The organism is Yokenella regensburgei (assembly GCF_003634235.1).
Lineage (GTDB): Bacteria > Pseudomonadota > Gammaproteobacteria > Enterobacterales > Enterobacteriaceae > Yokenella > Yokenella regensburgei.
Window position 1 is genome coordinate 141,008 of sequence record NZ_RBIZ01000007.1, and the last position, 24,730, is coordinate 165,737.

Annotated in this window: 24 protein-coding genes; 14 read left to right on the plus strand and 10 right to left on the minus strand. The window is 53.7% G+C overall.

The window, feature by feature from the left end; genetic code table 11:
• The first annotated feature begins 206 nt into the window (after window positions 1–206).
• Window positions 207–875, plus strand: coding sequence for a hypothetical protein (locus C7387_RS20705; protein ID WP_006818775.1), 669 nt, complete (start codon window positions 207–209; stop codon window positions 873–875).
• Between the two features lie 54 nt (window positions 876–929).
• Here the strand turns inward: C7387_RS20705 and cyoE are convergent, their stop codons facing one another.
• The 7 genes from cyoE to C7387_RS20740 all read right to left on the minus strand — a co-directional run bounded on the left by cyoE (window position 930) and on the right by C7387_RS20740 (window position 8,293).
• Entirely contained in the window at window positions 930–1,817 is an 888-nt protein-coding gene (cyoE, locus tag C7387_RS20710) for a heme o synthase (RefSeq protein ID WP_006818776.1), read from the minus strand.
• 11 nt (window positions 1,818–1,828) lie between these two features.
• Complete coding sequence (locus C7387_RS20715) at window positions 1,829–2,155, minus strand: cytochrome o ubiquinol oxidase subunit IV (protein WP_006818777.1); 327 nt, start codon at window positions 2,153–2,155, stop codon at window positions 1,829–1,831.
• Window positions 2,155–2,781, minus strand: a complete 627-nt coding sequence (locus C7387_RS20720) for a cytochrome o ubiquinol oxidase subunit III (protein ID WP_006818778.1) — start codon at window positions 2,779–2,781, stop codon at window positions 2,155–2,157. The genes C7387_RS20715 and C7387_RS20720 overlap by 1 nt, the downstream gene beginning before the upstream one ends.
• Complete coding sequence (gene cyoB / locus C7387_RS20725; protein ID WP_038254255.1) at window positions 2,771–4,762, minus strand: cytochrome o ubiquinol oxidase subunit I; 1,992 nt, start codon at window positions 4,760–4,762, stop codon at window positions 2,771–2,773. The genes C7387_RS20720 and cyoB overlap by 11 nt, the downstream gene beginning before the upstream one ends.
• A 19-nt stretch (window positions 4,763–4,781) precedes the next feature.
• Complete coding sequence (cyoA, locus tag C7387_RS20730) at window positions 4,782–5,729, minus strand: cytochrome o ubiquinol oxidase subunit II (protein WP_006818780.1); 948 nt, start codon at window positions 5,727–5,729, stop codon at window positions 4,782–4,784.
• Window positions 5,730–6,182: 453 nt separating this feature from the next.
• The gene (gene ampG / locus C7387_RS20735; protein WP_006818781.1) at window positions 6,183–7,667 is read right to left on the minus strand and encodes a muropeptide MFS transporter AmpG; all 1,485 of its coding nucleotides are present in this window, start codon (window positions 7,665–7,667) and stop codon (window positions 6,183–6,185) included.
• Window positions 7,668–7,714: 47 nt separating this feature from the next.
• The gene (locus tag C7387_RS20740; protein ID WP_006818782.1) at window positions 7,715–8,293 is read right to left on the minus strand and encodes a lipoprotein; all 579 of its coding nucleotides are present in this window, start codon (window positions 8,291–8,293) and stop codon (window positions 7,715–7,717) included.
• 311 nt (window positions 8,294–8,604) lie between these two features.
• Here C7387_RS20740 and bolA point away from each other — a divergent pair, with 311 nt between their 5' ends.
• From bolA to C7387_RS20795, 11 genes are all read left to right on the plus strand, one after another.
• Window positions 8,605–8,922: a transcriptional regulator BolA gene (gene bolA / locus C7387_RS20745; protein ID WP_006818783.1), complete on the plus strand. Its 318-nt coding sequence runs from the start codon at window positions 8,605–8,607 to the stop codon at window positions 8,920–8,922.
• A 328-nt stretch (window positions 8,923–9,250) separates the two neighbouring features.
• Complete coding sequence (gene tig / locus C7387_RS20750; RefSeq protein ID WP_006818784.1) at window positions 9,251–10,549, plus strand: trigger factor; 1,299 nt, start codon at window positions 9,251–9,253, stop codon at window positions 10,547–10,549.
• Between the two features lie 255 nt (window positions 10,550–10,804).
• Window positions 10,805–11,428, plus strand: a complete 624-nt coding sequence (gene clpP / locus C7387_RS20755; RefSeq protein WP_038254258.1) for an ATP-dependent Clp endopeptidase proteolytic subunit ClpP — start codon at window positions 10,805–10,807, stop codon at window positions 11,426–11,428.
• 106 nt (window positions 11,429–11,534) lie between these two features.
• Window positions 11,535–12,809 (plus strand): ATP-dependent protease ATP-binding subunit ClpX, encoded by a 1,275-nt coding sequence (gene clpX, locus C7387_RS20760; RefSeq protein WP_038254263.1) that lies wholly within the window; start codon window positions 11,535–11,537, stop codon window positions 12,807–12,809.
• Window positions 12,810–12,993: 184 nt separating this feature from the next.
• Entirely contained in the window at window positions 12,994–15,348 is a 2,355-nt protein-coding gene (gene lon / locus C7387_RS20765; protein ID WP_006818787.1) for an endopeptidase La, read from the plus strand.
• 210 nt (window positions 15,349–15,558) lie between these two features.
• Window positions 15,559–15,831: a nucleoid-associated protein HU-beta gene (gene hupB / locus C7387_RS20770; protein ID WP_002444653.1), complete on the plus strand. Its 273-nt coding sequence runs from the start codon at window positions 15,559–15,561 to the stop codon at window positions 15,829–15,831.
• 202 nt (window positions 15,832–16,033) lie between these two features.
• Entirely contained in the window at window positions 16,034–17,908 is a 1,875-nt protein-coding gene (ppiD, locus tag C7387_RS20775; protein WP_120817390.1) for a peptidylprolyl isomerase, read from the plus strand.
• 148 nt (window positions 17,909–18,056) lie between these two features.
• Window positions 18,057–18,428, plus strand: coding sequence for a helix-hairpin-helix domain-containing protein (locus C7387_RS20780; protein ID WP_120817391.1), 372 nt, complete (start codon window positions 18,057–18,059; stop codon window positions 18,426–18,428).
• Between the two features lie 115 nt (window positions 18,429–18,543).
• The gene (locus C7387_RS20785; RefSeq protein ID WP_006818790.1) at window positions 18,544–18,942 is read left to right on the plus strand and encodes a YbgC/FadM family acyl-CoA thioesterase; all 399 of its coding nucleotides are present in this window, start codon (window positions 18,544–18,546) and stop codon (window positions 18,940–18,942) included.
• 52 nt (window positions 18,943–18,994) lie between these two features.
• Window positions 18,995–19,201 carry a type II toxin-antitoxin system HicA family toxin gene (locus C7387_RS20790; protein ID WP_120817392.1) on the plus strand — a complete coding sequence of 69 codons (207 nt, stop codon included), beginning with the start codon at window positions 18,995–18,997 and terminating at the stop codon, window positions 19,199–19,201.
• A gap of 1 nt (window position 19,202) precedes the next feature.
• Entirely contained in the window at window positions 19,203–19,616 is a 414-nt protein-coding gene (locus C7387_RS20795; protein WP_038254270.1) for a type II toxin-antitoxin system HicB family antitoxin, read from the plus strand.
• A gap of 33 nt (window positions 19,617–19,649) precedes the next feature.
• Here C7387_RS20795 and queC read toward each other — a convergent pair whose 3' ends face one another.
• Both queC and C7387_RS20805 read right to left on the minus strand, forming a co-directional pair.
• On the minus strand, window positions 19,650–20,345 hold the full coding sequence (gene queC / locus C7387_RS20800) for a 7-cyano-7-deazaguanine synthase QueC (RefSeq protein WP_006818793.1): 696 nt from the start codon (window positions 20,343–20,345) through the stop codon (window positions 19,650–19,652).
• A gap of 66 nt (window positions 20,346–20,411) precedes the next feature.
• Window positions 20,412–22,112 carry an SgrR family transcriptional regulator gene (locus tag C7387_RS20805; RefSeq protein ID WP_120817393.1) on the minus strand — a complete coding sequence of 567 codons (1,701 nt, stop codon included), beginning with the start codon at window positions 22,110–22,112 and terminating at the stop codon, window positions 20,412–20,414.
• A gap of 122 nt (window positions 22,113–22,234) precedes the next feature.
• Between C7387_RS20805 and cof the strand changes: the two genes are divergently transcribed.
• Window positions 22,235–23,053: an HMP-PP phosphatase gene (gene cof, locus C7387_RS20810; RefSeq protein ID WP_120817394.1), complete on the plus strand. Its 819-nt coding sequence runs from the start codon at window positions 22,235–22,237 to the stop codon at window positions 23,051–23,053.
• A 49-nt stretch (window positions 23,054–23,102) separates the two neighbouring features.
• On the opposite strand, the gene C7387_RS20815 is transcribed toward cof, so the two are convergent.
• A complete protein-coding gene (locus C7387_RS20815) occupies window positions 23,103–24,152 on the minus strand; it encodes a PLP-dependent cysteine synthase family protein (protein WP_120817395.1) in 1,050 nt (349 codons plus the stop codon).
• Between the two features lie 115 nt (window positions 24,153–24,267).
• Here C7387_RS20815 and C7387_RS20820 point away from each other — a divergent pair, with 115 nt between their 5' ends.
• Entirely contained in the window at window positions 24,268–24,726 is a 459-nt protein-coding gene (locus C7387_RS20820; RefSeq protein ID WP_006818798.1) for an Lrp/AsnC family transcriptional regulator, read from the plus strand.
• Window positions 24,727–24,730 lie beyond the last annotated feature (4 nt).

Below are 24,730 nucleotides of genomic sequence, written 5' to 3' on the forward strand. Positions count from 1 at the left end.
GTGTAGTTCGCCCCTCGGTGGGGGTAAATAACTCTTTGTTTAACAGATATTGCCGAAGAGGGGCGGGGAAAACCGTGAAATATAGGGGGTTAACGCCCTGCGGTAAACCGGGTAACGTATTTAAGGGAAATTAATCCCTCAATAAAAACAAGGTGTTGTGATTATTCAGCTTTTTATTCGGTCATTCTGAACGAAAGGGCATAAATATGTTGAGAAAAGGGATGGTGATAAGCGTTCTGGCGCTGACACTTTCTGGCTGTGTTTTAATGCCGAAACCGCCGGCACTGAGTGAGGCGTCGGTGTTACAGACCCAGAGCAGTATTATTGATGGCCAAACCTCACTTGCCGAGCTGAAAACAAAATTTGGTGAGCAGAAGGCGATAACGCCAACGGAAAAAGGCAAACTCAACTACCTGTGGCGCTCCACTTGGGCAAATACACCAACCAGCGGGCCGACGACGACGGGGCTGGTGGCGCTGGTCGATAACGGTGTTGTGCAAAAGCATGTTGCATTCCACCCGGGTGGCACTGCTGACTGGCTGATTACCGCGTCTCAGGAGAAAATTAACCAGTTCCTTATTCCAGGGACCACCGTTGAGGCTACCGTAGAGGCAAAATATGGTAAGCCGCACAGCTACGTCTTTGATGACGATGGTAACAAGGTGATGATGTACGTCTGGGATGGTCTCACAAAGGATGCTATCAGCTTTGTGCCCATCGTCGGGGAATTTGCAGGGACAGCGTCAGGGAAAATCAACACGCTGTTTGTGACACTGAACCCGAACGGTACGGTGAAAAAGGGTGTACTGGAAAGCGTGAACGGTTCGCGCGGTACCGGAGCGTTCAACGCCAGCGCAGTAAAAGTCTCACCCTGAACGGCAGGCATAAAAAAACCGGGTATCAACCCGGTTTTTTGTGCACTGAAAAACTTACCAGACGTAAGTCAGCAGGCTGTGTGAATCCGGAACCATGAAATCGACGGACATCATCACGGAAAGCGAGGTGATAGCGACGATGGAAAAGACGAACAGCTTACGCGCCCAGACTCTGTCATCTTCGACTTTATAACCACGCAGCGCCATGCCAAGCCACCAGACGCTCACCGCAGCAGCCACCACCAGATATTTGTATCCGGCGTAACCGCCAAGCGAGAGCATCAGCGTCGCAATAGCGAAGGCGATGATGTAGAGCGTGATGTGGTTTTTGGCAACGGAGATACCTTTCACGACCGGCAGAACCGGAATGTTCGCTGCCTGATAATCCTTGAAGCGGAAAATCGCAATGGCATAGGAGTGCGGCATCTGCCAGAGGCTGAAAATAGCCAGCAGAATCAGCGCACCGCTGTCGAACTCGTTAGTCACCGCGCAGTAGCCAATCACCGGCGGCGCAGCGCCGGAGAGAGAGCCAATCAGCGTGCCATAGACGGAGTGGCGCTTCATGTACAGGCTGTAAACGCCGACATAAACCACGAACCCCATCACCCCCAGCCAGCAGGCCAGGGGATTGGCGCCAAACCACAGCAGCATGAAGCCAGCAATACCCAGCAAGGTGGCGTACACCAGCGAGACCTTGGGAGAGATCAGGCCTTTTACCAGCACCCGATTCTTGGTCCTTTCCATCTTCCTGTCGATATCACGGTCGATGTAGTTGTTGAATACGCAGCCAGATGCGACCACCAGAGACACCCCGACCAGCGTCCAGACGAACAGCGGGTAATCGATGTGGCCTTTAGAGGCCAGCAGGAAACCGCCGATCACGGAGATCAGGTTGCCAAAGATGATGCCAGGCTTTGTGACTTGCAGGTATTGCTTAAACATACGCGCCGCTCTTATCGAACCATCATGTTGTAGTTGAGGTTCCACATAATCCAGATTGAACCTATCACCACAATGGCGATGATAAGGATCGTGAACACAAAGGCTGTTAAGTTCCAGCCTTCGTCTGACTTGCTGTTCATATGCAGGAAGCAAACCAGATGAACCAGGATCTGTACAACAGCTGATACCAGAATAGTACCCAGGATAACACCATGGGAAGCTGTACCGTTCATCACCATCCAGAACGGGATAACCGTCAGGATGATCGACAGGATAAAACCTGTCATGTAGGTTTTTACGCTACCGTGGGAAGCGCCGTGATCGGTTGCATGACTCATTACATCGCCCCCATCAGATAAACTACAGAGAACACACAGATCCACACCACGTCCAGGAAGTGCCAGAACAGGCTCAGGCACATGATACGGGTGCGGTTAGTGCTGGTCAGGCCGCGACGAGCCACCTGGAACATCAGCACTGCCATCCAGATAAGACCGGAAGTCACGTGCAGACCGTGGGTACCTACCAGCGCGAAGAACGCTGACAGGAAGCCGCTGCGATCCGGGCCCATGCCTTCAACGATCAGGTGATGGAATTCATAGATTTCCATCCCGATAAATCCGGCACCGAACAGCCAGGTCAACGCCAGCCAGGAGATAACCTGGCTCTTGTTGTTCTTATACATAGCGATAGCCGCCATGCCATAAGTGATGGAGCTGAACAGCAGCAGTGCGGTTTCAACCAGGACGAACGGCAGTTCGAAAATGTCTTTACCTGTTGGGCCACCTGCAGTGCCGTTCACCAGAACGGCATAGGTCGCGAACAGGATCGAGAACAGAATACAGTCGCTCATCAGGTAGATCCAGAAGCCGAAAATCTTGGTCGGCCCTGAATCATGGTGCCCATGTTCGTGCGCGTGGGCGTGCGCGTTCGCGTTCGCGTTCGTCAGAGTATCAGTTGCCATTTTTCAGCCCTGCTTTAGTGATTTCATCGAAATGCTGGTTTTCCAGTTTTTCGATTTCCGCAACCGGTACGTAGTAATCCACGTCCTCGTCGAAGCTTTTCACAATCCAGGTGATGATGATGCCGGCGAAGCTGGCGATCGCCATCCACCAGATATGCCAGATCATGGCAAAACCGAAGATGGTTGCGAAAGCGGCAATGACGATACCCGCGCCGCTGTTTCTCGGCATGTGGATCTCTTCGTAACCCGCAGGTTTCTTATACGCTTCGCCTTTCTCTTTCATTTCCCAGAATGCATCACGCTCATGAACGTGCGGCACGTGGGCAAAGTTGTAGAACGGCGCAGGAGAAGAGGTTGCCCACTCCAGCGTACGGCCACCCCATGGGTCACCGGTCAGGTCACGGTTCTGCTCGCGGTCGCGAATAGAAACGAAGATCTGAATCAGCTGGCACAGGATACCCAGAGCAATCAGTGCTGCGCCGCAAGCTGCGATGATAAGCATTGAGTGGAACTGCGGGTCAATCTGCTGGCTCAGGCGACGGGTCATACCCATGAAGCCCAGCACGTACAGCGGCATAAATGCCACGAAGAAGCCGATGATCCAGAACCAGAACGCGCGCTTACCCCAGGTTTCGTTGAGGGTGAAGCCAAACGCCTTCGGCCACCAGTAGGTCATACCCGCGAAGCAACCGAATACTACACCACCGATGATAACGTTGTGGAAGTGAGCAATCAGGAACAGGCTGTTGTGCAGTACGAAGTCAGCACCCGGTACGGCCAGCAGTACGCCGGTCATCCCACCTACGGAGAAGGTGACGATGAAGCCGATGGTCCACAGCATCGCTGAGTGGAACACGATACGGCCCTGGTACATGGTGAACAGCCAGTTGAAGATCTTAACCCCGGTTGGGATTGCGATGATCATCGTAGCAATACCGAAGAAGGCGTTTACGTTCGCGCCCGCACCCATGGTGAAGAAGTGGTGCAGCCAAACGATGAACGACAGCACGGTAATACAGACGGTTGCCCACACCAGAGAGGTGTAACCAAACAGACGTTTACGCGAGAAGGTTGCCGCCACTTCAGAGAATACCCCGAAGACTGGCAGAACCAGGATATACACTTCCGGATGGCCCCAGGCCCAGATCAGGTTGATGTACATCATCATGTTGCCGCCCATGTCATTGGTGAAGAAATGGGTACCAATGTAACGGTCGAGGGTCAGCAGCGCGATGGTGACGGTCAGGATCGGGAAGGACGCGATAATCAGAATGTTGGCGCACAGCGATGCCCAGGAGAACACTGGCATCTTGAACATGGTCATGCCCGGTGCGCGCATTTTGATGATGGTCACGAAGAAGTTAATACCCGTCAGCGTTGTACCGATACCGGAGAGCTGCAACGCCCAAATCCAGTAATCGACCCCAACACCCGGACTGTACTCAATTCCCGAGAGCGGCGGGTAAGCCAGCCAACCGGTCTGTGCGAATTCGCCCACACCCAGTGACAGGTTCACCAGAATCACGCCGACAACCGTGAACCAGAAGCTCAGGTTGTTCAGGAACGGGAACGCAACGTCGCGAGCACCGATCTGCAGCGGAACCACCAGGTTCATCAGACCGATAACGAATGGCATCGCTACGAAGAAGATCATAATCACGCCGTGCGCGGTAAAGATCTGGTCGTAGTGGTGAGGCGGCAGGAAGCCCGCTTCACCTGCAGATGCCAGCGCTTGCTGGCTACGCATCATGACCGCATCGGCAAAGCCACGCAGCAGCATGACGATGGCGACGATGACGTACATCACGCCAAGTTTTTTGTGGTCGACAGACGTCAGCCACTCATTCCAGAGGTAAGACCACTTACCGAAGTAAGTGATCGCGGCGAGAACCGCCAGACCCCCGATGATAATCGCAGCCACCGTAACCATGATAATGGGTTCATGGTAGGGCACTGCATCCAGTGTCAATTTTCCGAACATCGTTTTCTTCCTCGGCCCCTTAGTGAGCGGTTTCCGCGTGGCTCATGTCCATGCCTTCCATCGCTTCATGTGAGCTGTGCTCACCTTCAGCAGCCGGTGCCATGTTCATGTGACCGTGACTCATGAACTTGTTGAGTACCTCAACAAACAGGTCTGGTTTCACGCTGGAGAAATATTCCACCTTGTTGTATTCGCTAGGTGCCGCCAGTTTCTCGTAAGCGTCCATATCATTCATGGTGCTCTGAGACTGCTTCACTTTTGCGACCCACTGGTCGAAAGTAGCTCTGTCTGGCGTGGCAATGGCTTTGAACTTCATACCAGAGAAGCCCGGGCCACTGTAGCTGGCGGAGATACCGTCGTAGGTGCCTGGTTCGTTGGCAATCAGATGCAGGTTAGTCTGCATACCGGCCATCGCGTAAATCTGGCTACCCAGACGCGGAATGAAGAACGAGTTCATCACTGAGTTGGAGGAGACTTTGAACTGCACCGGAACGTTTGCCGGGAAGGCAATTTCGTTGACCGTGGCAATACCCTGCTCCGGATAGATGAAGAACCATTTCCAGTCCATAGAAATAACTTCGATGGTGACTGGTTTTTCTTCGTGCGCCAGCGGTTTGCTTGGCTCAAGTGCGTGTGTGGTTTTCCATGTCAGAACGGCAAGGAACAGGATGATAAGGATAGGCACTGTCCAGACCACAGCTTCCACTTTATTGGAGTGTGACCAGTTAGGGCTGTACTTCGCATCTTTATTGCTCGCACGGTACTTCCAGGCGAAACCAACTGCCATCAAGATGGCGGGAATAACGACAATCATCATCAGGCCGAAGGCCGTCAGTATCAGTGAGCGTTGCTCCAGTCCAATCTGTCCTTTGGGGTCAAGTAGCGCAGAATCACAGCCACTGAGTAACACAGTGCCTGCGATTAATGACAACCATCCCAAACTTTTATTGTATTTCCTGAGTCTCATTAACGACCTCAATTCCACGGGATCTGGTGGCGTTTAAAGTGTGGGGGCATTTTACGGGAAGGTTACATTACTGTAAACATCATTGGAGTACTGTCAGTTATGTGTTGCCATGTTCTGCCGTGCATGTCACATATGTTGCTATATATGTATAAATTTCAGACAAAAGCCGCGCCGCACGGGCGTTATAACGAATGAAGGAGTAAACGAAGGGGGAGGGGGATAATTGGTATAACCATCACCAAAAATACACAAATAATTAACAAAAAGTTATCAATAAAAAGACACGAAAAGAACAAAAAAATAATTATTCATCAGCTGAATCGGTTAAAGAAATAAAAGGCAGTTAAAGTTGCCAGTAATTTCCAGAATCTAAAGCGCACAAATTAACAAGTAAAAAATAAATAGCAAATGACCGTTATAATTACCTCTGGCAACTACAACGGTCACTATGCTTCAGGCAAGCTTATGCTCTTCTGTCCGGCGTAGCGCCAGGTAATCCAGTATGGCCCCCAGCAGAACGCCAGCGATGGCGATCAGAGCCGCGACTTCCAGCAGCCCCGCGAGGAACGAGAAGCTGGTGTAGTCGATGGCGTTCAGCGCCAGCATGATAAGCCACAGCGCCAGCAGCAGACAGCCGAGCAGCAGCAGATATAGCGCAAACTGATAAGCACCGCTGAAGTGACGACGCATCATGAAGCTTTCGGTCTGCTGGGTATATTCCAGCGTCTTACGGCAGATAAGCAGCAGCAGAATGCCCGGTACGGCGGCAAATACGGAGAACAGATAGAACGTTGGCCAGCCGTGGGCTTCCACAAACCAGCCGGCAATGGGCCCTACGTATACGCGTCCTACGGCGGAGAGCGCCGACAGCAGCGCAAACTGCGTTGCCGAGAAGGATTTGTTACACAGGGTCATCAGCAGCGCCACAAACGCTGCGGTGCCCATCCCGCCGCACAGGTTTTCGAAGAACACCGCCACCGCCATCGACATCAGGTGCTTGTCGGTGATGGAAAGTAGCCAATAACCGGCGTTAGATACCCCCTGCAGAATGCCGAAAATCAGCAGCGCACGGAACAGGCTCAGGCGCTGCATCAGCACCCCACCATACAGGGCACCAATAATCGTCGCGATAAGACCGAGGGTTTTATTCACCATCCCGACTTCACCGGCATCAAAGCCGACGCCGCGGATAAGAAAAGTGGTGGTCAGACTCATGGCAAACGCATCGCCAAGCTTATAAAGAACAATAAGCAGCAGAATTAGCCAGGCGTTGTTGCGGCCAAAGAAATCACGCAGCGGTGCAACCACCGCCTGCTCGAGGGTTCTCGGTACCGGGACAACATCGCTTGGCTCCGGCGCGAGCAGCGTGGCAATGATACACGGCACCAGCAGCGCCGCCATTAGCCAGTACATTCCTTGCCAGCCCAGCCATTTATCGGCCATCCACAGCGCCAGACCACCGGAAACCAGCATCCCCAGGCGATAGCCCAGTACGCTGATTGCCGCACCGGTACCACGCTCTTCGGCTGGCAGCACGTCGGTCTTCCAGGCATCAAACACGATATCCTGCGAGGCGGAGCAAAACGCAATCACCACCGCCAGCGCCGCCATCCAGCGCAGCTGAGTGCCGGGTTCGAGGAAACCCATGGCCGCAATGGCAATTAGCAGGAGAATTTGCGTGGTGACCAGCCAGCCGCGACGACGGCCAAGGAACGGTGGCGTATAGCGGTCCATTACCGGCGACCAGAGGAACTTAAAGACGTAAGCCTGGCCAACAAGAGAGAAGAAGCCGATGGTTTTGAGATCGATATTCTCGACCGTCATCCACGCCTGTAGCGTGCCGGAGGTGAGCGCCAGCGGCAGCCCGGAGGCAAAGCCTAAGATCAGCAGAATGGCTGATTTAGGTTGCTGAAAAATACGTAAGTAGTGATTGGCCATGAGTCCTGAACGCTGACCCGGCAGGGCGCCGGGTCAGACTGCCGCGATTAACGGGCGTTTTGCTTAATGAAGTCGTGAATGCTGGTGTCCTGCGCCATATCGGCGATGGTGTCAGTCAGCACGCTGTTAACGGCGTTAGCGATATTTTGGTTGGTTGCGGTGAAAGCACCTTCAACCGTATAGCTCGCACGGTAGTTCTTGGTCATCTTGTTGCCATTCTTCGCGGTAGCGATGATAGCGACATCGGCTTTGGTCGCGATGTTATAGCGAACGTTACCCTGAGAAACGTCAGCATACAGCTGGTTAACGATGATCTGCAGATCCACCGCACCGCTTGGGCCAATCATGTAACCGCGTGCGGTCATCTGCTTCTCAAGCACTTCCTGCAGCAGGAAACGCAGGTCACGGGAGGCGGTCAGGGTGACCAGCTGGTCGTTGCGGGTGACTTTCGCCAGCGCCTGGTCTTTGCGCTGATCGGCGCCGTTAATGCTGACGGTTACGCCCATCAGGCTCGGATCCTGCTGCGGCAGGGCAATTTTAGGATTGACGTCAATCGTGGTAGGCGGTGTGGCGCATCCGGCCAGCATAAACAGGGCTACCAACGGAAAGAGGATTTTTTTCAACATGTCAGGCTCTCAACGCTTGGGTGATGGTGGTGATGTGGTTTAGAAAATTTCCCGCCATCATAACATCGCCATCGATGAGGGGAAGTGGGCAACGCATGTAATTTCATCGTGTTGTGCGTTTTCTGACCTTACGGCGTGCGGTCGGGCTTTTTAGCCGCCAAAAGGAGGAGCAAACCAGTTAACTTCACCCGTTTGGCTGAGAATATAGGACGAAAGCTAAATATTTGTTGTCTTGATGTAATGGAAGCGGTAAAAGCGGCTAACATTTAAAAGTAAAGGCGGCATCTCAGCGTTGTCGGAGGAGTAATGTCATGATGATACGTGAACAAATCGAAGAGAAATTAAGAACCGAATTTGCACCCGTATTCCTGGAGGTGGTAGACGAAAGTTATCGGCATAACGTACCTGCCGGCTCAGAAAGCCATTTTAAAGTGGTTCTGGTCAGCGATCGTTTTACCGGCGAACGTTTCCTCAATCGGCATCGTATGATCTACGGCACCCTGACGGCAGAACTCTCTACCACGGTGCACGCGCTGGCGCTGCATACCTACACCGTAAAGGAGTGGGAAAACCTGCAGGATACCGTCTTCGCGTCGCCTCCTTGCCGCGGAGCTGGTAGTATCGCCTAGCAAAACGCATTGCAACGTACGGAACTTTTCCAGTATGTTGCGTACAGAATATGAGAAAACGGCCGTCTGGCCGTTTTGTTTTTCCTGAGTTTTGAACGTGTGGCGTGATTTTTGAACGAATCATCGCTTGAATTTGTGAAAAAAGCCGCAGCAACAGGCGACCACCGTCCTCGACTCCCCCAAGTGATGCCGCTATAATGCGGCGTCTTATTTTATGGAACGTCTTCGGGATGATTCTGGCGACAGGGATGGCGATTGAGTTCTCTCCCGGTAATGCGCAGTCTGATTCAGAGTTGACCGAGCACTGTGATTTTTTTGAGGTAACAAGATGCAAGTTTCAGTTGAAACCACTCAGGGCCTTGGCCGCCGTGTAACGATTACTATCCCTGCTGACAGCATCGAAACTGCTGTAAAAAGCGAGCTGGTCAACGTTGCGAAAAAAGTACGCATTGACGGCTTCCGTAAGGGTAAAGTACCGATGACTGTTGTTGCTCAGCGTTATGGCGCTTCTGTTCGCCAGGACGTGCTGGGTGACCTGATGAGCCGCAACTTTATCGACGCGATCATCAAAGAAAAAATCAATCCGGCTGGCGCTCCGAACTACGTTCCGGGCGAATACAAGCTGGGTGAAGACTTCACCTACGCGGTAGAATTCGAAGTGTATCCGGAAGTTGAGCTGAAAGGCCTGGAAACTATCGAAGTTGAAAAACCGGTTGTTGAAGTGACCGACACCGACGTTGACGGCATGCTGGACACCCTGCGTAAGCAGCAGGCGACCTGGAAAGACAAAGAAGGCGCTGTTGACGCTGAAGACCGTGTCACCATCGACTTCATCGGTTCTGTAGACGGTGAAGAATTCGAAGGCGGTAAAGCGACTGATTTCGTACTGGCTATGGGCCAGGGCCGCATGATCCCGGGCTTCGAAGACGGTATCAAAGGTCGTAAAGCAGGCGAAGAGTTCACCATCGAAGTGACCTTCCCGGAAGAATACCACGCTGAAAACCTGAAAGGTAAAGCAGCGAAGTTCGTTATCAACCTGAAGAAAGTTGAAGAGCGCGAACTGCCGGAATTCACCGCTGACTTCATCAAGCGCTTTGGCGTAGAAGACGGTTCCGTTGCTGGCCTGCGTACCGAAGTTCGTAAGAACATGGAACGCGAGCTGAAAGGCGCCGTGCGTAACCGCATCAAGTCTCAGGCTATCGAAGGTCTGGTTAACGCCAACAACATCGATATCCCGTCTGCCCTGATCGACAGCGAAATCGACGTTCTGCGTCGCCAGGCTGCACAGCGTTTCGGTGGCAACGAGAAACAGGCTCTGGAACTGCCGCGTGAACTGTTCGAAGAGCAGGCTAAACGTCGCGTTGTTGTTGGTCTGCTGCTGGGTGAAGTTATCCGTACCCACGAGCTGAAAGCTGACGAAGAGCGTGTGAAGGGTCTGATCGAAGAAATGGCTTCTGCCTACGAAGATCCGTCAGAAGTTATCGAGTTCTACAGCAAAAACAAAGAGCTGATGGACAACATGCGTAACGTCGCTCTGGAAGAACAAGCTGTTGAAACCGTTCTGGAAAAAGCGAAAGTGACTGATAAAGCCACTACCTTTAACGAGCTGATGAACCAGCAGGCGTAATTCCGCTTAACGGTTAGCCGGTTATGTGAAAAACCCGTCGCCTCTGGTGACGGGTTTTTTTATGGCGCTGAGGGATGTTGCACGTTTCTCATCCATCACAGAAAGGTTACAGTTCAGAAAAAGGTTGTTATGCTTGAAACATGCAAGTGTCGTACCCATAACCAGCAATACGACAACATGTGACTGGCTGATATTCTGTCGGTAGGGTTACAATCAGTGCAGCAGGTTTTTTCAAATTTTATCCAGGAGACGGAAATGTCATACAGTGGCGAACGAGATAACTTTGCACCCCACATGGCTCTGGTGCCGATGGTCATCGAACAGACCTCACGTGGTGAACGTTCTTTTGATATCTACTCCCGTCTGCTTAAGGAACGCGTTATTTTTCTGACCGGCCAGGTGGAAGACCACATGGCGAACCTGATTGTGGCGCAAATGCTGTTTCTGGAAGCGGAAAACCCGGAAAAAGACATTTATCTTTACATCAACTCACCTGGTGGCGTGATCACCGCAGGGATGTCCATCTACGACACCATGCAGTTCATCAAACCAGACGTCAGCACCATTTGTATGGGGCAGGCCGCGTCTATGGGCGCATTCCTGCTGACGGCGGGCGCGAAGGGCAAACGTTTCTGTCTGCCTAACTCCCGCGTGATGATTCACCAGCCGCTGGGCGGCTATCAGGGCCAGGCGACGGATATTGAAATCCACGCCAAAGAGATCCTGAAGGTTAAAGCGCGCATGAATGAACTTATGGCGCATCATACGGGTCAATCCCTTGAACAGATTGAGAACGACACTGAACGCGATCGTTTCCTGTCCGCAGGCGAAGCGGTTGAGTACGGCCTGGTCGACTCCATTTTGACCCATCGTAAATAATGTCAGGGTGTGGAGTGCCGCTATACTGTAGAAGGCGGTACTCCGTTAAGACTGGCATTTGCGTCGTCATGTGCGGCACAAAGAACTTAAGAAGAGGTTTGGACTCATGACAGATAAACGCAAAGATGGCTCGGGCAAACTGTTGTACTGCTCTTTTTGCGGCAAAAGCCAGCATGAAGTGCGTAAGCTGATTGCCGGTCCGTCCGTGTATATCTGCGACGAATGTGTCGACTTATGTAACGACATCATCCGCGAAGAGATTAAAGAAGTGGCTCCGCATCGTGAGCGTAGTGCTCTGCCGACGCCGCATGAAATCCGTCATCACCTGGACGATTATGTTATCGGTCAGGAACCAGCGAAAAAAGTGCTGGCAGTGGCGGTGTACAACCACTACAAACGCTTGCGCAACGGCGATACCAGCAATGGTGTTGAGCTGGGCAAGAGCAACATTCTGCTGATTGGCCCGACCGGTTCCGGTAAGACTCTGCTGGCTGAAACGCTGGCGCGCCTGCTGGATGTCCCGTTCACTATGGCTGATGCTACCACGCTGACCGAAGCAGGTTACGTGGGTGAAGATGTCGAAAACATCATCCAGAAGCTGCTGCAGAAATGTGACTACGACGTACAGAAAGCCCAGCGCGGCATTGTGTACATCGATGAGATCGACAAAATTTCCCGTAAATCGGATAACCCGTCGATCACCCGCGATGTCTCCGGCGAAGGCGTACAGCAGGCACTGCTGAAGCTTATCGAAGGCACCGTAGCAGCCGTACCGCCGCAGGGTGGCCGTAAGCATCCGCAGCAGGAGTTCCTGCAGGTTGATACCTCGAAAATCCTGTTCATCTGTGGCGGGGCATTCGCAGGCCTCGACAAAGTGATCGCGAATCGTGTTGAAACCGGCTCCGGCATTGGTTTTGGCGCAACGGTGAAAGCGAAATCGGAAAAAGCTAACGAAGGTGAACTGCTGTCGCAGGTTGAGCCAGAAGATTTGATCAAGTTTGGTCTGATCCCTGAGTTCATCGGTCGTCTGCCGGTGGTAGCTACCCTGAGCGAGCTCAGCGAAGAAGCGCTGATTCAGATCCTCAAAGAGCCGAAAAACGCGCTGACCAAGCAGTATCAGGCGCTGTTTAACCTGGAAGGCGTGGATCTGGAGTTCCGTGACGAAGCGCTGGACGCTATCGCGCGTAAAGCGATGGCACGTAAAACCGGTGCCCGTGGTCTGCGCTCAATCGTTGAAGCGGCGCTGCTCGATACCATGTACGATCTGCCGTCGATGGAAGATGTTGAAAAAGTGGTTATCGACGAATCGGTTATTGCCGGTCAGTCTGCACCGCTGCTTATCTACGGTAAGTCTGAAACTCAGCAGGCATCTGGCGAATAATTAGCCAAATCACTCAATCAGTTAAGCCAAAAGGGGAGATTTTATCTCCCCTTTTATTTTTCCTGCATTCCCGGCGTTGAATGTAGGGGAAACATCCCCATATACTGGATTACATGTTAACGGTGGCAGGTTTTTTTACCGCGCCATCGGCTACCTGGCGGAAACTAAACTAAGAGAGAGCTCTATGAATCCTGAGCGTTCTGAACGCATTGAAATCCCCGTATTGCCGTTGCGCGATGTGGTGGTTTATCCGCACATGGTCATTCCCTTATTTGTAGGGCGGGAAAAATCTATCCGTTGTCTCGAAGCTGCCATGGATCATGATAAAAAAATCATGCTGGTTGCGCAGAAAGAAGCGTCAACGGATGAGCCGGGTGTAAACGATCTTTTCACCGTCGGGACCGTGGCCTCCATTTTACAAATGCTGAAGCTGCCTGACGGCACCGTTAAAGTGCTGGTAGAAGGGCTGCAGCGTGCGCGTATCACCGCGCTGACCGATGATGGCGATCACTTCTCATCAAAAGCCGAGTACCTTGAGTCTCCGGCGATTGATGAGCGCGAGCAGGAAGTGCTGGTTCGCACCGCCATCAGCCAGTTTGAAGGCTATATCAAGCTCAACAAAAAAATCCCACCAGAAGTGCTGACGTCGCTGAACAGCATCGACGATCCTGCACGTCTGGCGGATACCATCGCAGCCCACATGCCGCTGAAGCTTGCTGACAAGCAGTCTGTGCTGGAGATGTCCGACGTTAACGAACGTCTGGAATATCTGATGGCGATGATGGAATCCGAAATCGATCTGCTGCAGGTTGAGAAGCGTATTCGCAACCGCGTGAAGAAGCAGATGGAGAAATCCCAGCGCGAGTACTATCTGAACGAGCAAATGAAAGCCATTCAGAAAGAGCTCGGCGAGATGGACGACGCCCCGGACGAAAACGAAGCGCTGAAGCGTAAGATCGACGCCGCGAAGATGCCGAAAGAGGCAAAAGAAAAAGCGGAAGCCGAACTGCAGAAGCTGAAAATGATGTCTCCGATGTCAGCTGAAGCGACCGTTGTGCGTGGTTACATCGAGTGGATGGTGCAGGTTCCGTGGAACGCCCGCAGCAAGGTCAAAAAAGACCTGCGTCAGGCTCAGGAAATCCTCGATACCGACCACTACGGCCTTGAGCGCGTCAAAGACCGCATTCTTGAGTACCTCGCGGTACAAAGCCGTGTGAACAAAATTAAGGGCCCGATCCTGTGCCTGGTAGGACCGCCGGGGGTGGGTAAAACCTCGCTGGGTCAGTCCATCGCTAAAGCGACTGGACGTAAGTACATCCGTATGGCGCTGGGCGGCGTGCGTGACGAAGCGGAAATCCGTGGTCACCGCCGGACCTACATCGGCTCCATGCCGGGTAAACTTATCCAGAAAATGGCGAAAGTGGGCGTTAAAAACCCGCTGTTCCTGCTCGACGAAATCGACAAAATGTCTTCCGACATGCGTGGCGATCCGGCATCAGCACTTCTGGAAGTGCTTGATCCAGAACAGAACGTAGCGTTCAGCGATCACTACCTGGAAGTAGACTACGATCTCAGCGACGTCATGTTCGTGGCGACCTCTAACTCCATGAATATTCCGGCACCGCTGCTGGATCGTATGGAAGTTATTCGTCTGTCCGGTTACACCGAAGACGAGAAGCTGAACATTGCTAAACAGCACCTGCTGCCGAAACAGATTGAGCGTAACGCACTGAAAAAAGGCGAGCTGAAGGTGGATGACAGCGCCATTGTGGGCATCATCCGTTACTACACCCGTGAAGCGGGCGTGCGTAGCCTTGAGCGTGAAATCTCGAAACTGTGCCGTAAGGCGGTTAAACAGCTGCTGCTGGATAAGACCCTGAAGCACATCGAGATTAACGGCGACAACCTGCATGAATATCTTGGCGTGCAGCGCTTCGACTATGGCCGTGCAGACAGCGAAAACCGCGTTGGCCAGGTAACCGGTCTGGCGTGGACGGAAGTGGGCGGCGATCTGCTGACTATCGAAACCGCCTGCGTTCCGGGTAAAGGCAAGCTGACCTATACCGGTTCACTGGGTGAAGTGATGCAGGAATCCATCCAGGCGGCGCTGACCGTGGTGCGCGCGCGTGCCGAGAAGCTGGGTATCAACCCAGATTTCTACGAAAAACGCGACATTCACGTTCACGTACCGGAAGGAGCCACCCCGAAAGATGGCCCAAGTGCTGGTATCGCTATGTGCACTGCGCTGGTTTCTTGCCTTACCGGCAACCCGGTTCGCGCCGATGTGGCGATGACCGGTGAAATCACCCTGCGTGGCCAGGTGCTGCCGATCGGCGGTCTTAAAGAAAAACTGCTCGCGGCACACCGCGGTGGAATTAAGACTGTTCTGATCCCGGACGAAAATAAACGTGATCTGGAAGAGATTCCGGACAACGTGATTGCCGATCTGGACATCCATCCTGTTAAGCGAATTGAGGAAGTTCTTGCTCTCGCCTTGCAGAATGCACCCTACGGAATGCAGGTTGTGACCGCAAAATAGTGACATCGCGCAAATAGCGCTGATAAAATCAAGGCTGGTAAGTCAATTCGTACTTGCCAGCCTTTTTTTGTATAGCTAACTTAGATTACTGATTAGGTCTGTCATCAATAACTGGTGTTGTAAGGTTATGACACTCCTGATATAACTGCTGCGCGGTCGCACCATAAAGGATCCTGGTGCGATATAAATTATAAAGAGAGGAAGAAAACAGTGAATAAATCTCAACTGATTGACAAAATTGCTGCGGGTGCGGACATTTCTAAAGCTGCAGCTGGACGTGCTTTAGATGCACTGATCGCTTCTGTTACTGAATCTCTGCAGGCTGGGGATGACGTGGCGCTGGTTGGCTTTGGTACTTTTGCTGTTAAAGAGCGTGCTGCCCGTACTGGTCGCAACCCGCAAACAGGTAAAGAGATCACCATTGCTGCCGCTAAAGTGCCTGGTTTCCGTGCAGGTAAAGCACTGAAAGACGCAGTAAACTGATCGATTCCCCCTGAGGGAATGTGACAGAGTACAAGGGCGCATCAATGGATGTGCCTTTTTTTATGCCTTTCTACGGGTTTATCTGCCTTGTGGGCTGACAATCGCCCTGTTTTCTTGTCAAAATACGTCCTCACGCGCAGCGGTCATCACGTGGTATGCTGCGCGAGGTATAAAGTCACCTACAGCGGAGCGTTGTTACACCATGATGGACAACTTACGCACGGCAGCTAACAGCATCGTGCTCAAGATTATTTTCGGTATCATTATTGTGTCGTTCATTTTGACCGGCGTCAGTAGCTACCTGATTGGCGGTAACAATACTTATGCCGCGAAAGTGAACGGTCAGGAGATTGGCCGTAACCAGTTCGAAAACGCGGTTGCCAGCGAACGTAACCGTATGCAGCAACAGCTGGGCGATAACTTCTCTGAGCTCGCCAGCAACCCCAACTATATGAAATCGATGCGTCAGCAGGTGCTCAACCGCCTGATCGACGAATCGCTGCTGGATCAGTATGCCCGCGAACTCGGCCTTGGCATCAGCGATGCCCAGGTGAAGCAGGCTATCTTCGCCACGCCGGCGTTCCAGTCTAACGGCAAATTCGACAACGCGCGCTTCAACGGCATCGTCAACCAGATGGGGATGAGTGCCGACCAGTACGCCCAGGCGCTGCGTAACCAGCTGGTCACCCAGCAGCTCATCAACGCCATTGCGGGTACCGACTTCATGCTGCCGGGTGAAACCGATCAGCTGGCGGCGCTGGTTTCTCAACAGCGTGTTGTGCGTGAAGCGACCATTGATGTTAACGCGCTGGCGGCTAAACAGCAGGTGAGCGATGAAGAGATCAACGCTTACTACGAGCAGAACAAAGGCAACTTCATGACGCCGGAGCAGTTCCGCGTCAGCTATATCAAGATGGATGCCGCTGATATGGCGGAAACCGCCTCTGACGTAGAAATTCAGTCTTACTACGATCAGCATCAGGATCTGTTCACTCAGCCGCAGCGTAACCGCTACAGCGTCATTCAGACCAAAACCGAAGCCGATGCTCAGGCTGCGCTGGATGAACTCAACAAAGGTGCTGATTTCGCTACCGTCGCGAAAGCCAAATCTACCGACATCATTTCTGCCCGTAACGGCGGTGATATGGGGTGGCTGGAAGCGGGTACCACCCCTGACGAGCTGAAAAACGCCGGTCTGAAAGACAAAGGCCAGCTGTCTGGTGTTATCAAATCCTCCGTCGGCTTCCTGGTTGCACGTCTTGACGACATCGAACCTGCAAAAGTGAAACCGCTGAGCGAAGTTCGTGACGGTATCGCCACCAAAGTGAAGCAAGAGAAAGCGCTGGACGCTTACTACGCGCTGCAGCAGAAAGTGAGCGAAGCGGCAAGCAACGACAACGAATCTCTCGCAGGGGCTGCGCAGGTGTCTGGCATGAAAGTGGTTGAAACCGAGTGGTTCAGCCGTGACAGCCTGCCAGAAGCGCTGAATTTCAAACCGGTATCAGATGCTATCTTCAATGGTGGCCTGGTCGGTGAGAATGGCACCCCGGGTAGCAACTCCGACATTATCACCGTTGATGGCGATCGTGCCTTCGTGCTGCGCGTGAGCGAGCACAAAGCCGAAGCCGTTAAACCGCTCAGCGAAGTGAAAGCTCAGGTTGCGGATATTGTGAAGCACACCAAAGCGGAACAGCAGGCGAAAGTCGATGCTGAGAAGCTGCTGGCTGCGCTGAAAGAAGGTAAAGGCGATGAGGCAATGAAAGCCGCTGGCCTGACCTTCGGTGCAGCGAAAACCCTGAGCCGTACCGGCCAGGATCCGCTGAGCCAGGTCGCGTTCACGCTGGCACTGCCGCAGAAAGACAAGCCGAGCTATGGCATCGGCAGCGACATACAGGGCAACGTGGTGCTGCTGGCGCTCGACGAAGTGAAAGCGGGCGAAATGCCGGAAGCGCAGAAGAAAGCGATGGTCCAGGGGATTACTCAGAACAACGCTCAGATTGCTTTCGAAGCGCTGATGAGTAACCTGCGTAAATCTGCCAAAATTAAGCTTGGCGATCTCGTTGCCGAACAGCAGTAAGCGGAATCCGCTTCGCAGAAATAAGTAACACCGTGTAATACCAAAAGGCCGCTTTCGCGGCCTTTTCCATTTCTGATTTTTGCCTTTTGTCGTGGCGTTTTCTTCCCGTTATCGTGACCTTGCTGTCAACAAACAAGGAGAAAACAGCATGAAACGTGGAATCAAAACTCTCATCGTGGCGGCAAGCGTCGCCTTTTCTATCATGGGTCACAGCGCCGTCGCTGCAGGCAACGCGGCGAAGCCGCCGGTGAACCAAAGTCAGTCTGCAGAAGCGGCACCCGTCATCAAAAAAGCCGAGGCGACGAAACCCGCAGAGGATGATGGCACTCGGGTCAGCATTAACACCGCCTCAGCGGAGGAGCTGGCAAAAGCGATGAACGGCGTGGGGCTTAAAAAAGCGCAGGCTATTGTTAGCTACCGGGAGGAGTACGGTCCGTTCAAAACCCTGGACGATCTGCGTCAGGTTCCGGGGATGGGTAGCTCGCTGGTGGAGCGTAATCTTTCACATCTGATGCTCTGACGCGCAACGGGGCTTGCAGAGTGGCATTTTTTTGCCAGACTAGAGAGGTCATACCAGTGGTGTGGCCTCTGTCCCGACTCACAACAACTTAGAATGATTAGAAGGCTATTGCGCTATGCAAACACAAATCAAAGTCCGTGGATTCCATCTCGATGTCTATCAGCACGTGAACAACGCTCGCTATCTGGAGTTTCTCGAAGAAGCGCGTTGGGATGGGCTGGAAAACAGCGCAGGTTTCCAGTGGATGACCGAGCACAACATCGCGTTCGTGGTGGTGAACATCAACATCAACTACCGCCGCCCCGCGGTGCTGGGCGATCTCCTGACCGTGACCAGTTCAGTGCAACAGCTGAACGGGAAGAGCGGGGTGCTGAGCCAGGTGGTCACTCTTGAGCCCGAAGGCGAGGTAGTGGCAGACGCGTTAATTACCTTCGTCTGTATCGATCTTAAAACCCAGAAAGCGCTGGCGCTGGAAGGGGAGTTGCGCACGCATCTGGAGCAGATGGTGGCGTAACTGACCTCTGGTTGGGGTTATTGGAGTTACTTTAAATTCCAGGATATCATGGATGAACAGCAAGGCACTGATAGCCGAACTCGTTGCTGACGGCTGGATGTTAATCAGGGTGACCGGAAGCCATCATCACTTTCGTCACCCGATTAAGACAGGTCTGGTGACGGTTCCGTACCCAAAAAAAGATTTACCTGTCGGAACGGTGAAAAGCATCCGCCGCCAGGCAAGGGTCAGCAACCCTGTGATGCATTCCTGGAGATAATATGTACTACCCAATTGCAGTTGAAAACGGTGATGACGTTCATGCCTGGGGGGTTATTGTTCCCGATTTGCCGGGGTGTTTTTCAGCAGGAGATACGCTGGAAGAAGCGATGATTAATGCCAGCGAGGCGATTACCGCACACATCGAACTACTGATTGAGATGGGGGACGATATTCCTCCGGTATCAAGTATCAGCGATCTAGTGGGTCATTCACAGTATCAGGGAATGGCGTGGGCTCTGGTCGATATCGATCTCACTCGTCTGCTTGGCGGTTCGGAAAAAATCAACGTGACGCTGCCGAAAGTCCTGATAGACCGTATCGACCGCTGTGTTGCTCGCCATCCTGAATTTAAAAGTCGTTCAGGCTTTCTGGCGCAGGCGGCAATAGAAAGAATAACCAAGCCCGGATTATAAACCCTGGCAGAATACTTCCGCCAGGGTACTGGGTTAGTTCAAACCCGTCTTCGCCTTCATAGCCGCCATCACACCGGCTTTATCCGCGAGGTAGTGATTCAACCCGTTGGCGCGCAGCGAGCAGGCTGCACAATGACCGCAGCCATCACCTTTGATGCCGTTGTAGCAGGTCAACGTTTCACTGCGAACCAGATCCAGCTTGCCCCAGAAGTCAGCCAGCGCCCAGGTCTCGGCTTTATCCAGCCACATCAGCGGGGTTTCGAAACGAATCTCTTTCGCCATTCCCAGATCCACCGCGTGGTTCAGGGCTTTGACAAATTCATCCCGGCAGTCCGGGTAACCGGAGAAATCGGTCTCGCAGACACCGGTAATCACCGCTTCCGCTTTCACCTGATACGCATAAATAGCGGTCAGGGTCAGAAACAGAATATTGCGCCCTGGAACGAAGGTGTTCGGAATGCCGTCGGCATCTGGCTCGTAATCGGGAACCGGGATACTGTCGCGGGTCAGGCTGGAGACTGCCAGTTCGTTCAGTAAGGTCACATCGAGCACTTTATGCGCGCGGGCACCGAGTTTCAGCGCCAGTTCGCGAGCAACGTCAATCTCGGCGCGGTGGCGTTGACCATAATCGAAAGTAACACAATGTACTTCATCGTACTGCTGCAGGGCCTGCACCAGGCAGGTGGTAGAGTCCTGACCCCCGCTAAAAACCACAACGGCGCGTTTCATAGCTATTCCTGACAATAAAAAAGATGGCGCTATGGTAGCGCCTGAAGCTCCGGGCAGCCAGCTCCTTCACCGCGAGTCGGCGGGGATCCAGGCTTCAGTGAAATCAAACCAGCCACGGGGATTAAGCCGGATACCGTTAACGCCCGGCGGAGCGCTTATCCGATACTGATAGTTAAACAGCGGCGTCAGGGTGGCGCTTTCCATCAGGCTACTGAAAACACCCTGCAGCGCCAGCGTCCGCGAGGTTTCGTCGCGCGTGCGTTGCACCGCATCAAGCGTGGCCTGCAGATGGGCGTACTGCGGCGGCGTCAGCACGCTGGGCCACAGTTTGTCACAGCGTAGCCACTGCTCCAGCGTGTAGGCCGGAGCTTCGCCAATCAACCGGTCGCCCATCATCACATCGGCGTTTTCAAGCTCTGTGCAGCTATCCCAGGTTTTTGCATCATGAAAGATAACCTTAAGCTCGCAGCCCCGAGTCGCCAGCGCCAGCCGAAGCTGTTCTGCCATGGTGTGCAGTTCAACCGGCAGGTGGTAAAGCAGCGTCAGGGTGTTGGGGAGTTTTACCTGCTCCTCTTCCTGCCATTGTGGGATCGACCACCCCGGCAGAAGCTCTTCGCTGGGGGTGATGAGGTTTTCATCGAGCGGCAGCGTCTGCAGCAGCGTGGTGCGGTGAATAAGCGCAATAATGCGCCGGGCCTGCGGCTGGGTTAAGCGCGGCGTCTGGCGCAGGGTCAGGTAGCAAAAACCGAGGCTGATGCTGTTGCTGACGAGCCGGAGGTTGTCCTGCTCGTCCGGTTCGCCGATGGCAATTTCTACCGGGTGTCGACAGCTGGTGCCAAGCGTCGTATCGAACAGCTGTGGGGTTATCCAGTATTCGATGGCCTGCAACAACGGGTGGCTCAGGTGGTAACGGGAATGGCTCTCCAGACGCACCAGCTCTGGCTCGAAGATCTTAAGCTTGAAGGGGCCGGTGCCAAGCGTGGGGTGCTCCGGATGAGCAAGCAGGCTGCAGTAGCTGGCAAGCCGCCAGGGTAGCCAGTAATCGGGGTAATGCAGTGTGAAGGTCAGGCACTGGGCGTGGCTCACGCTGATGGCCGCAACGCTTGCAAACAGCTTACGCAGCTGGGGCAGCTGGAGGAGCATTTCCAGACGCTGCTGCAGTTGGGCGGTTTCCACCGCGTCGTCGTTGTGCCAGAAGAGCGTAGATCGAATGAAAAAATCCCAGCGCAGCCCGTCATCGCTGGCCTGCCAGTGGTGCGCCATATCGCCGATGGGGGTCGATGAGGTATCGGTAAAGCGGGTAAGGCCGGAGAAAATCTGCCCCACCAGGTGCTGCTCCGCCCGTCCTGGCAAAAATCCCGAGTGCAGGGTGTCGAGTGGACGATAGTAGGGAATACGCAGCGTCGGAGAGTTGTTCTGCCACTGGCCACCTAAGAAAGGGTGCAGCAGCGAGCGAAGTTCCACCGGCGCCAGCTGCGCCAGCTCGAGCGCATTCTGCTGCTGTCCCTCGTTCAGTGCCTGTTCCATCATCTGGCTGCGCAGGGTTTCCGGGGACGTTAAAAAGCGTAGTGTGCCGCGTTTACCGCGCCCGGACTGCGAGTGCCACTCGAGCCAACCTGCCTCTTGCGCCTGACGCAGCAGCGTTCGGACGTGGCGATCGCTGCAAAAGCACCTCTCCGCCAGTTCGGTGATAGTGACCTGCTGAGTCGCGCCCTGGCCTGGCTGCCACAGGCGCTGAAACTGGTTGAGTCGATTGAGTAGCCTCATCGCAACACGGATCCTTTGGCTAAAACCGGAACAATAAATATCAACTATTCACTATTACTTCCGTATATTCCAGTGAATACTGCATCACAGGCGGAAATGATTTCACAGCGGGATACCACACCATGGCAAGACTGGCAGCATTCGATATGGACGGCACGCTTTTGATGCCGAACCACCGTATAGGTGAGGAGACGCTCTCCACGCTGAAACGTCTGCGCGAGCGTGATATCACCCTCACATTTGCCACCGGTCGCCATGTGCTGGAGATGCGCCATCTGATGGGCCGTTTCTCTCTCGATGCTTTTCTGATTACCGGCAACGGGACCCGCATTCACTCTCAGGAAGGCGAGGTACTGCACCGCAGCGATCTCTCGCCGGAAATTGCCGATCTTGTTCTGCACAGCACGTGGGAAACCCGCGCCAGCATGCACGTTTTCAACGACAGCGGCTGGATAACCGGCAAAGAGATGCCCGAGCTGCTACGGGCGCATGTTTTCAGCGGCTTCCACTACCAGCTGCGCGATCTGAGAACGATCCCCGCCCACGAGGTGACCAAGATCTGCTTCTGCGGCGATCATGACGATCTCTGTCGTCTGCGGATCCAACTGAACGACGTGCTGGGCGAACGCGCGCATCTGTGTTTCTCAGCCGTGGACTGTCTGGAGATTTTACCCGTCGGCTGTAACAAAGGTTCCGCGCTGGGTGTACTCAGCGGACATCTGGGTATGACGCTTGGCGACTGCATGGCTTTTGGTGACGCGATGAACGATCGCGAAATGCTTGGGCTGGTGGGGCGCGGGGTGATCATGGGTAACGCCATGGCACAGCTGAAGGCGGAACTTCCGCATTTACCGGTTATTGGACACTGCCAGAATCAGGCGGTCTCCCACTATTTATCTCATTGGCTGGACACACCACATATCCCTTACTCCCCCGAGTGACGAGATCTCTTCCAGCAAGCCGGGCGTCCAGTGACACCCGGCTTTTTTCTTATGATTTCATCATTGCCGCAAGTTCTGCCTGCCATGGCGCGATCTCACCGATGTTGCTCGCCACCCATTCCGGGTTGTAGTAGGTGTCGAGGTAGCGTTCGCCGCTGTCGCACAGCAGCGTCACGATAGAGCCGCTACGACCTTCGTCGCGCATACGGGTTGCAAGCTGCAGTGCGCCCCACATGTTGGTACCGGTCGAGGCGCCGACCTTACGGCCAAGCTGATCTTCCAGCCACAGCGCGGTAGCCACGCTCGCCGCATCCGGCACGCGCAGCATTTCATCGACCACATCCGGAATAAACGAAGGTTCGACGCGCGGTCTGCCGATACCTTCGATCTTGCTGCCGGTTGGGCTACGCAGGCTGGTATCGCGGGTCTGCCAGTAGTCGTGGAAGACAGAGTTCTGGGGATCCACCACCATCAGTTGGGTGTTATAGCCCTGGCAGCGAATATAGCGACCAATGGTGGCTGAGGTACCGCCGGTTCCGGCGCTCATCACCACCCAGGACGGTTCCGGATTCGGCTCGTGGGTCATCTGACGGAAAATACTGTCGGCGATATTGTTATTGCCGCGCCAGTCGGTGGCGCGCTCGGCGTAGGTGAACTGATCCATATAATGGCCGTTCAGCTCGCGGGCGAGCATTTCAGACGCTTCGTAGATTTCGCAGGCGCTCTGCACGAAGTGGCAGCGGCCGCCGTAAAATTCAATCTGTTCGATTTTGCGTTTTGCCGTGCAGGATGGCATTACCGCGATAAACGGCAGGCCCAACAGGCGGGCGAAGTAGGCTTCCGATACGGCAGTAGAGCCGGAAGAGGATTCAATAATGGTGGTGTTTTCGTTGATCCAGCCGTTACACAGGCCGTAGAGGAACAACGAACGCGCCAGACGGTGTTTCAGGCTGCCGGTCGGATGGGTGCTCTCATCTTTCAGATACAGCTGAATACCAGGAAAAGCCGGAAGCGCCAGACGAATCAGATGCGTGTCGGCAGAGCGCTGATAATCGGCGTTAATTTCGCTAATAGCATGTTTGACCCAGGTGCTGTTCATCTTCACTTCCTATTTATCATTTTGTGCCTAGCTTAGCGGAAAGCACAGAAAAAATTGTTGCCATTTCGCCTTTGAAATAGAATGAAAGGAGAAAATCATTCTCCTGAGGTGGCCAGTGTTAGATAAAATTGACCGTAAGCTGCTCTCCCTGTTGCAGGAAGACTGCACCCTCTCTTTGCAGGATCTGGCTGATGCCGTTAATCTGACCACCACTCCCTGCTGGAAACGCCTGAAGCGTCTCGAAGATGACGGGATCCTGCTCTCACGCGTCGCGCTGCTGGATGCCGAAAAACTCGGCCTGGGGCTGACGGCGTTTGTGCTTATCAAAACGCAGCACCACAGCGGCGAGTGGTACTGCCGCTTCGTCACGGAAGTCACCGAAATGCCGGAAGTGCTGGGGTTCTGGCGCATGGCCGGGGAGTATGACTATCTGATGCGCGTTCAGGTAGCGGATATGAAACGCTACGACGATTTTTATAAACGTCTGGTGACCAACGTTCCAGGGCTCACGGATGTGACATCCAGCTTTGCAATGGAGCAGATTAAGTTCACCACGGCTTTACCCATTGATTAACTCT

What these genes read in the sequence shown, in the direction of transcription:
- C7387_RS20780 (WP_120817391.1), top strand. Translation starts at nt 18,057, where the DNA reads ATGAAACGTGGAATCAAAACTCTCATCGTGGCGGCAAGCGTCGCCTTT.
- lon (WP_006818787.1), top strand. Translation starts at nt 12,994, where the DNA reads ATGAATCCTGAGCGTTCTGAACGCATTGAAATCCCCGTATTGCCGTTG.
- C7387_RS20815 (WP_120817395.1), bottom strand. Translation starts at nt 24,152, where the DNA reads ATGAACAGCACCTGGGTCAAACATGCTATTAGCGAAATTAACGCCGAT.
- C7387_RS20790 (WP_120817392.1), top strand. Translation starts at nt 18,995, where the DNA reads ATGAACAGCAAGGCACTGATAGCCGAACTCGTTGCTGACGGCTGGATG.
- ampG (WP_006818781.1), bottom strand. Translation starts at nt 7,667, where the DNA reads ATGGCCAATCACTACTTACGTATTTTTCAGCAACCTAAATCAGCCATT.
- C7387_RS20795 (WP_038254270.1), top strand. Translation starts at nt 19,203, where the DNA reads ATGTACTACCCAATTGCAGTTGAAAACGGTGATGACGTTCATGCCTGG.
- bolA (WP_006818783.1), top strand. Translation starts at nt 8,605, where the DNA reads ATGATGATACGTGAACAAATCGAAGAGAAATTAAGAACCGAATTTGCA.
- cyoE (WP_006818776.1), bottom strand. Translation starts at nt 1,817, where the DNA reads ATGTTTAAGCAATACCTGCAAGTCACAAAGCCTGGCATCATCTTTGGC.
- C7387_RS20805 (WP_120817393.1), bottom strand. Translation starts at nt 22,112, where the DNA reads ATGAGGCTACTCAATCGACTCAACCAGTTTCAGCGCCTGTGGCAGCCA.
- C7387_RS20785 (WP_006818790.1), top strand. Translation starts at nt 18,544, where the DNA reads ATGCAAACACAAATCAAAGTCCGTGGATTCCATCTCGATGTCTATCAG.
- C7387_RS20740 (WP_006818782.1), bottom strand. Translation starts at nt 8,293, where the DNA reads ATGTTGAAAAAAATCCTCTTTCCGTTGGTAGCCCTGTTTATGCTGGCC.
- clpX (WP_038254263.1), top strand. Translation starts at nt 11,535, where the DNA reads ATGACAGATAAACGCAAAGATGGCTCGGGCAAACTGTTGTACTGCTCT.
- cyoB (WP_038254255.1), bottom strand. Translation starts at nt 4,762, where the DNA reads ATGTTCGGAAAATTGACACTGGATGCAGTGCCCTACCATGAACCCATT.
- ppiD (WP_120817390.1), top strand. Translation starts at nt 16,034, where the DNA reads ATGATGGACAACTTACGCACGGCAGCTAACAGCATCGTGCTCAAGATT.
- C7387_RS20705 (WP_006818775.1), top strand. Translation starts at nt 207, where the DNA reads ATGTTGAGAAAAGGGATGGTGATAAGCGTTCTGGCGCTGACACTTTCT.
- cof (WP_120817394.1), top strand. Translation starts at nt 22,235, where the DNA reads ATGGCAAGACTGGCAGCATTCGATATGGACGGCACGCTTTTGATGCCG.
- tig (WP_006818784.1), top strand. Translation starts at nt 9,251, where the DNA reads ATGCAAGTTTCAGTTGAAACCACTCAGGGCCTTGGCCGCCGTGTAACG.
- clpP (WP_038254258.1), top strand. Translation starts at nt 10,805, where the DNA reads ATGTCATACAGTGGCGAACGAGATAACTTTGCACCCCACATGGCTCTG.
- C7387_RS20720 (WP_006818778.1), bottom strand. Translation starts at nt 2,781, where the DNA reads ATGGCAACTGATACTCTGACGAACGCGAACGCGAACGCGCACGCCCAC.
- queC (WP_006818793.1), bottom strand. Translation starts at nt 20,345, where the DNA reads ATGAAACGCGCCGTTGTGGTTTTTAGCGGGGGTCAGGACTCTACCACC.
- C7387_RS20715 (WP_006818777.1), bottom strand. Translation starts at nt 2,155, where the DNA reads ATGAGTCATGCAACCGATCACGGCGCTTCCCACGGTAGCGTAAAAACC.
- cyoA (WP_006818780.1), bottom strand. Translation starts at nt 5,729, where the DNA reads ATGAGACTCAGGAAATACAATAAAAGTTTGGGATGGTTGTCATTAATC.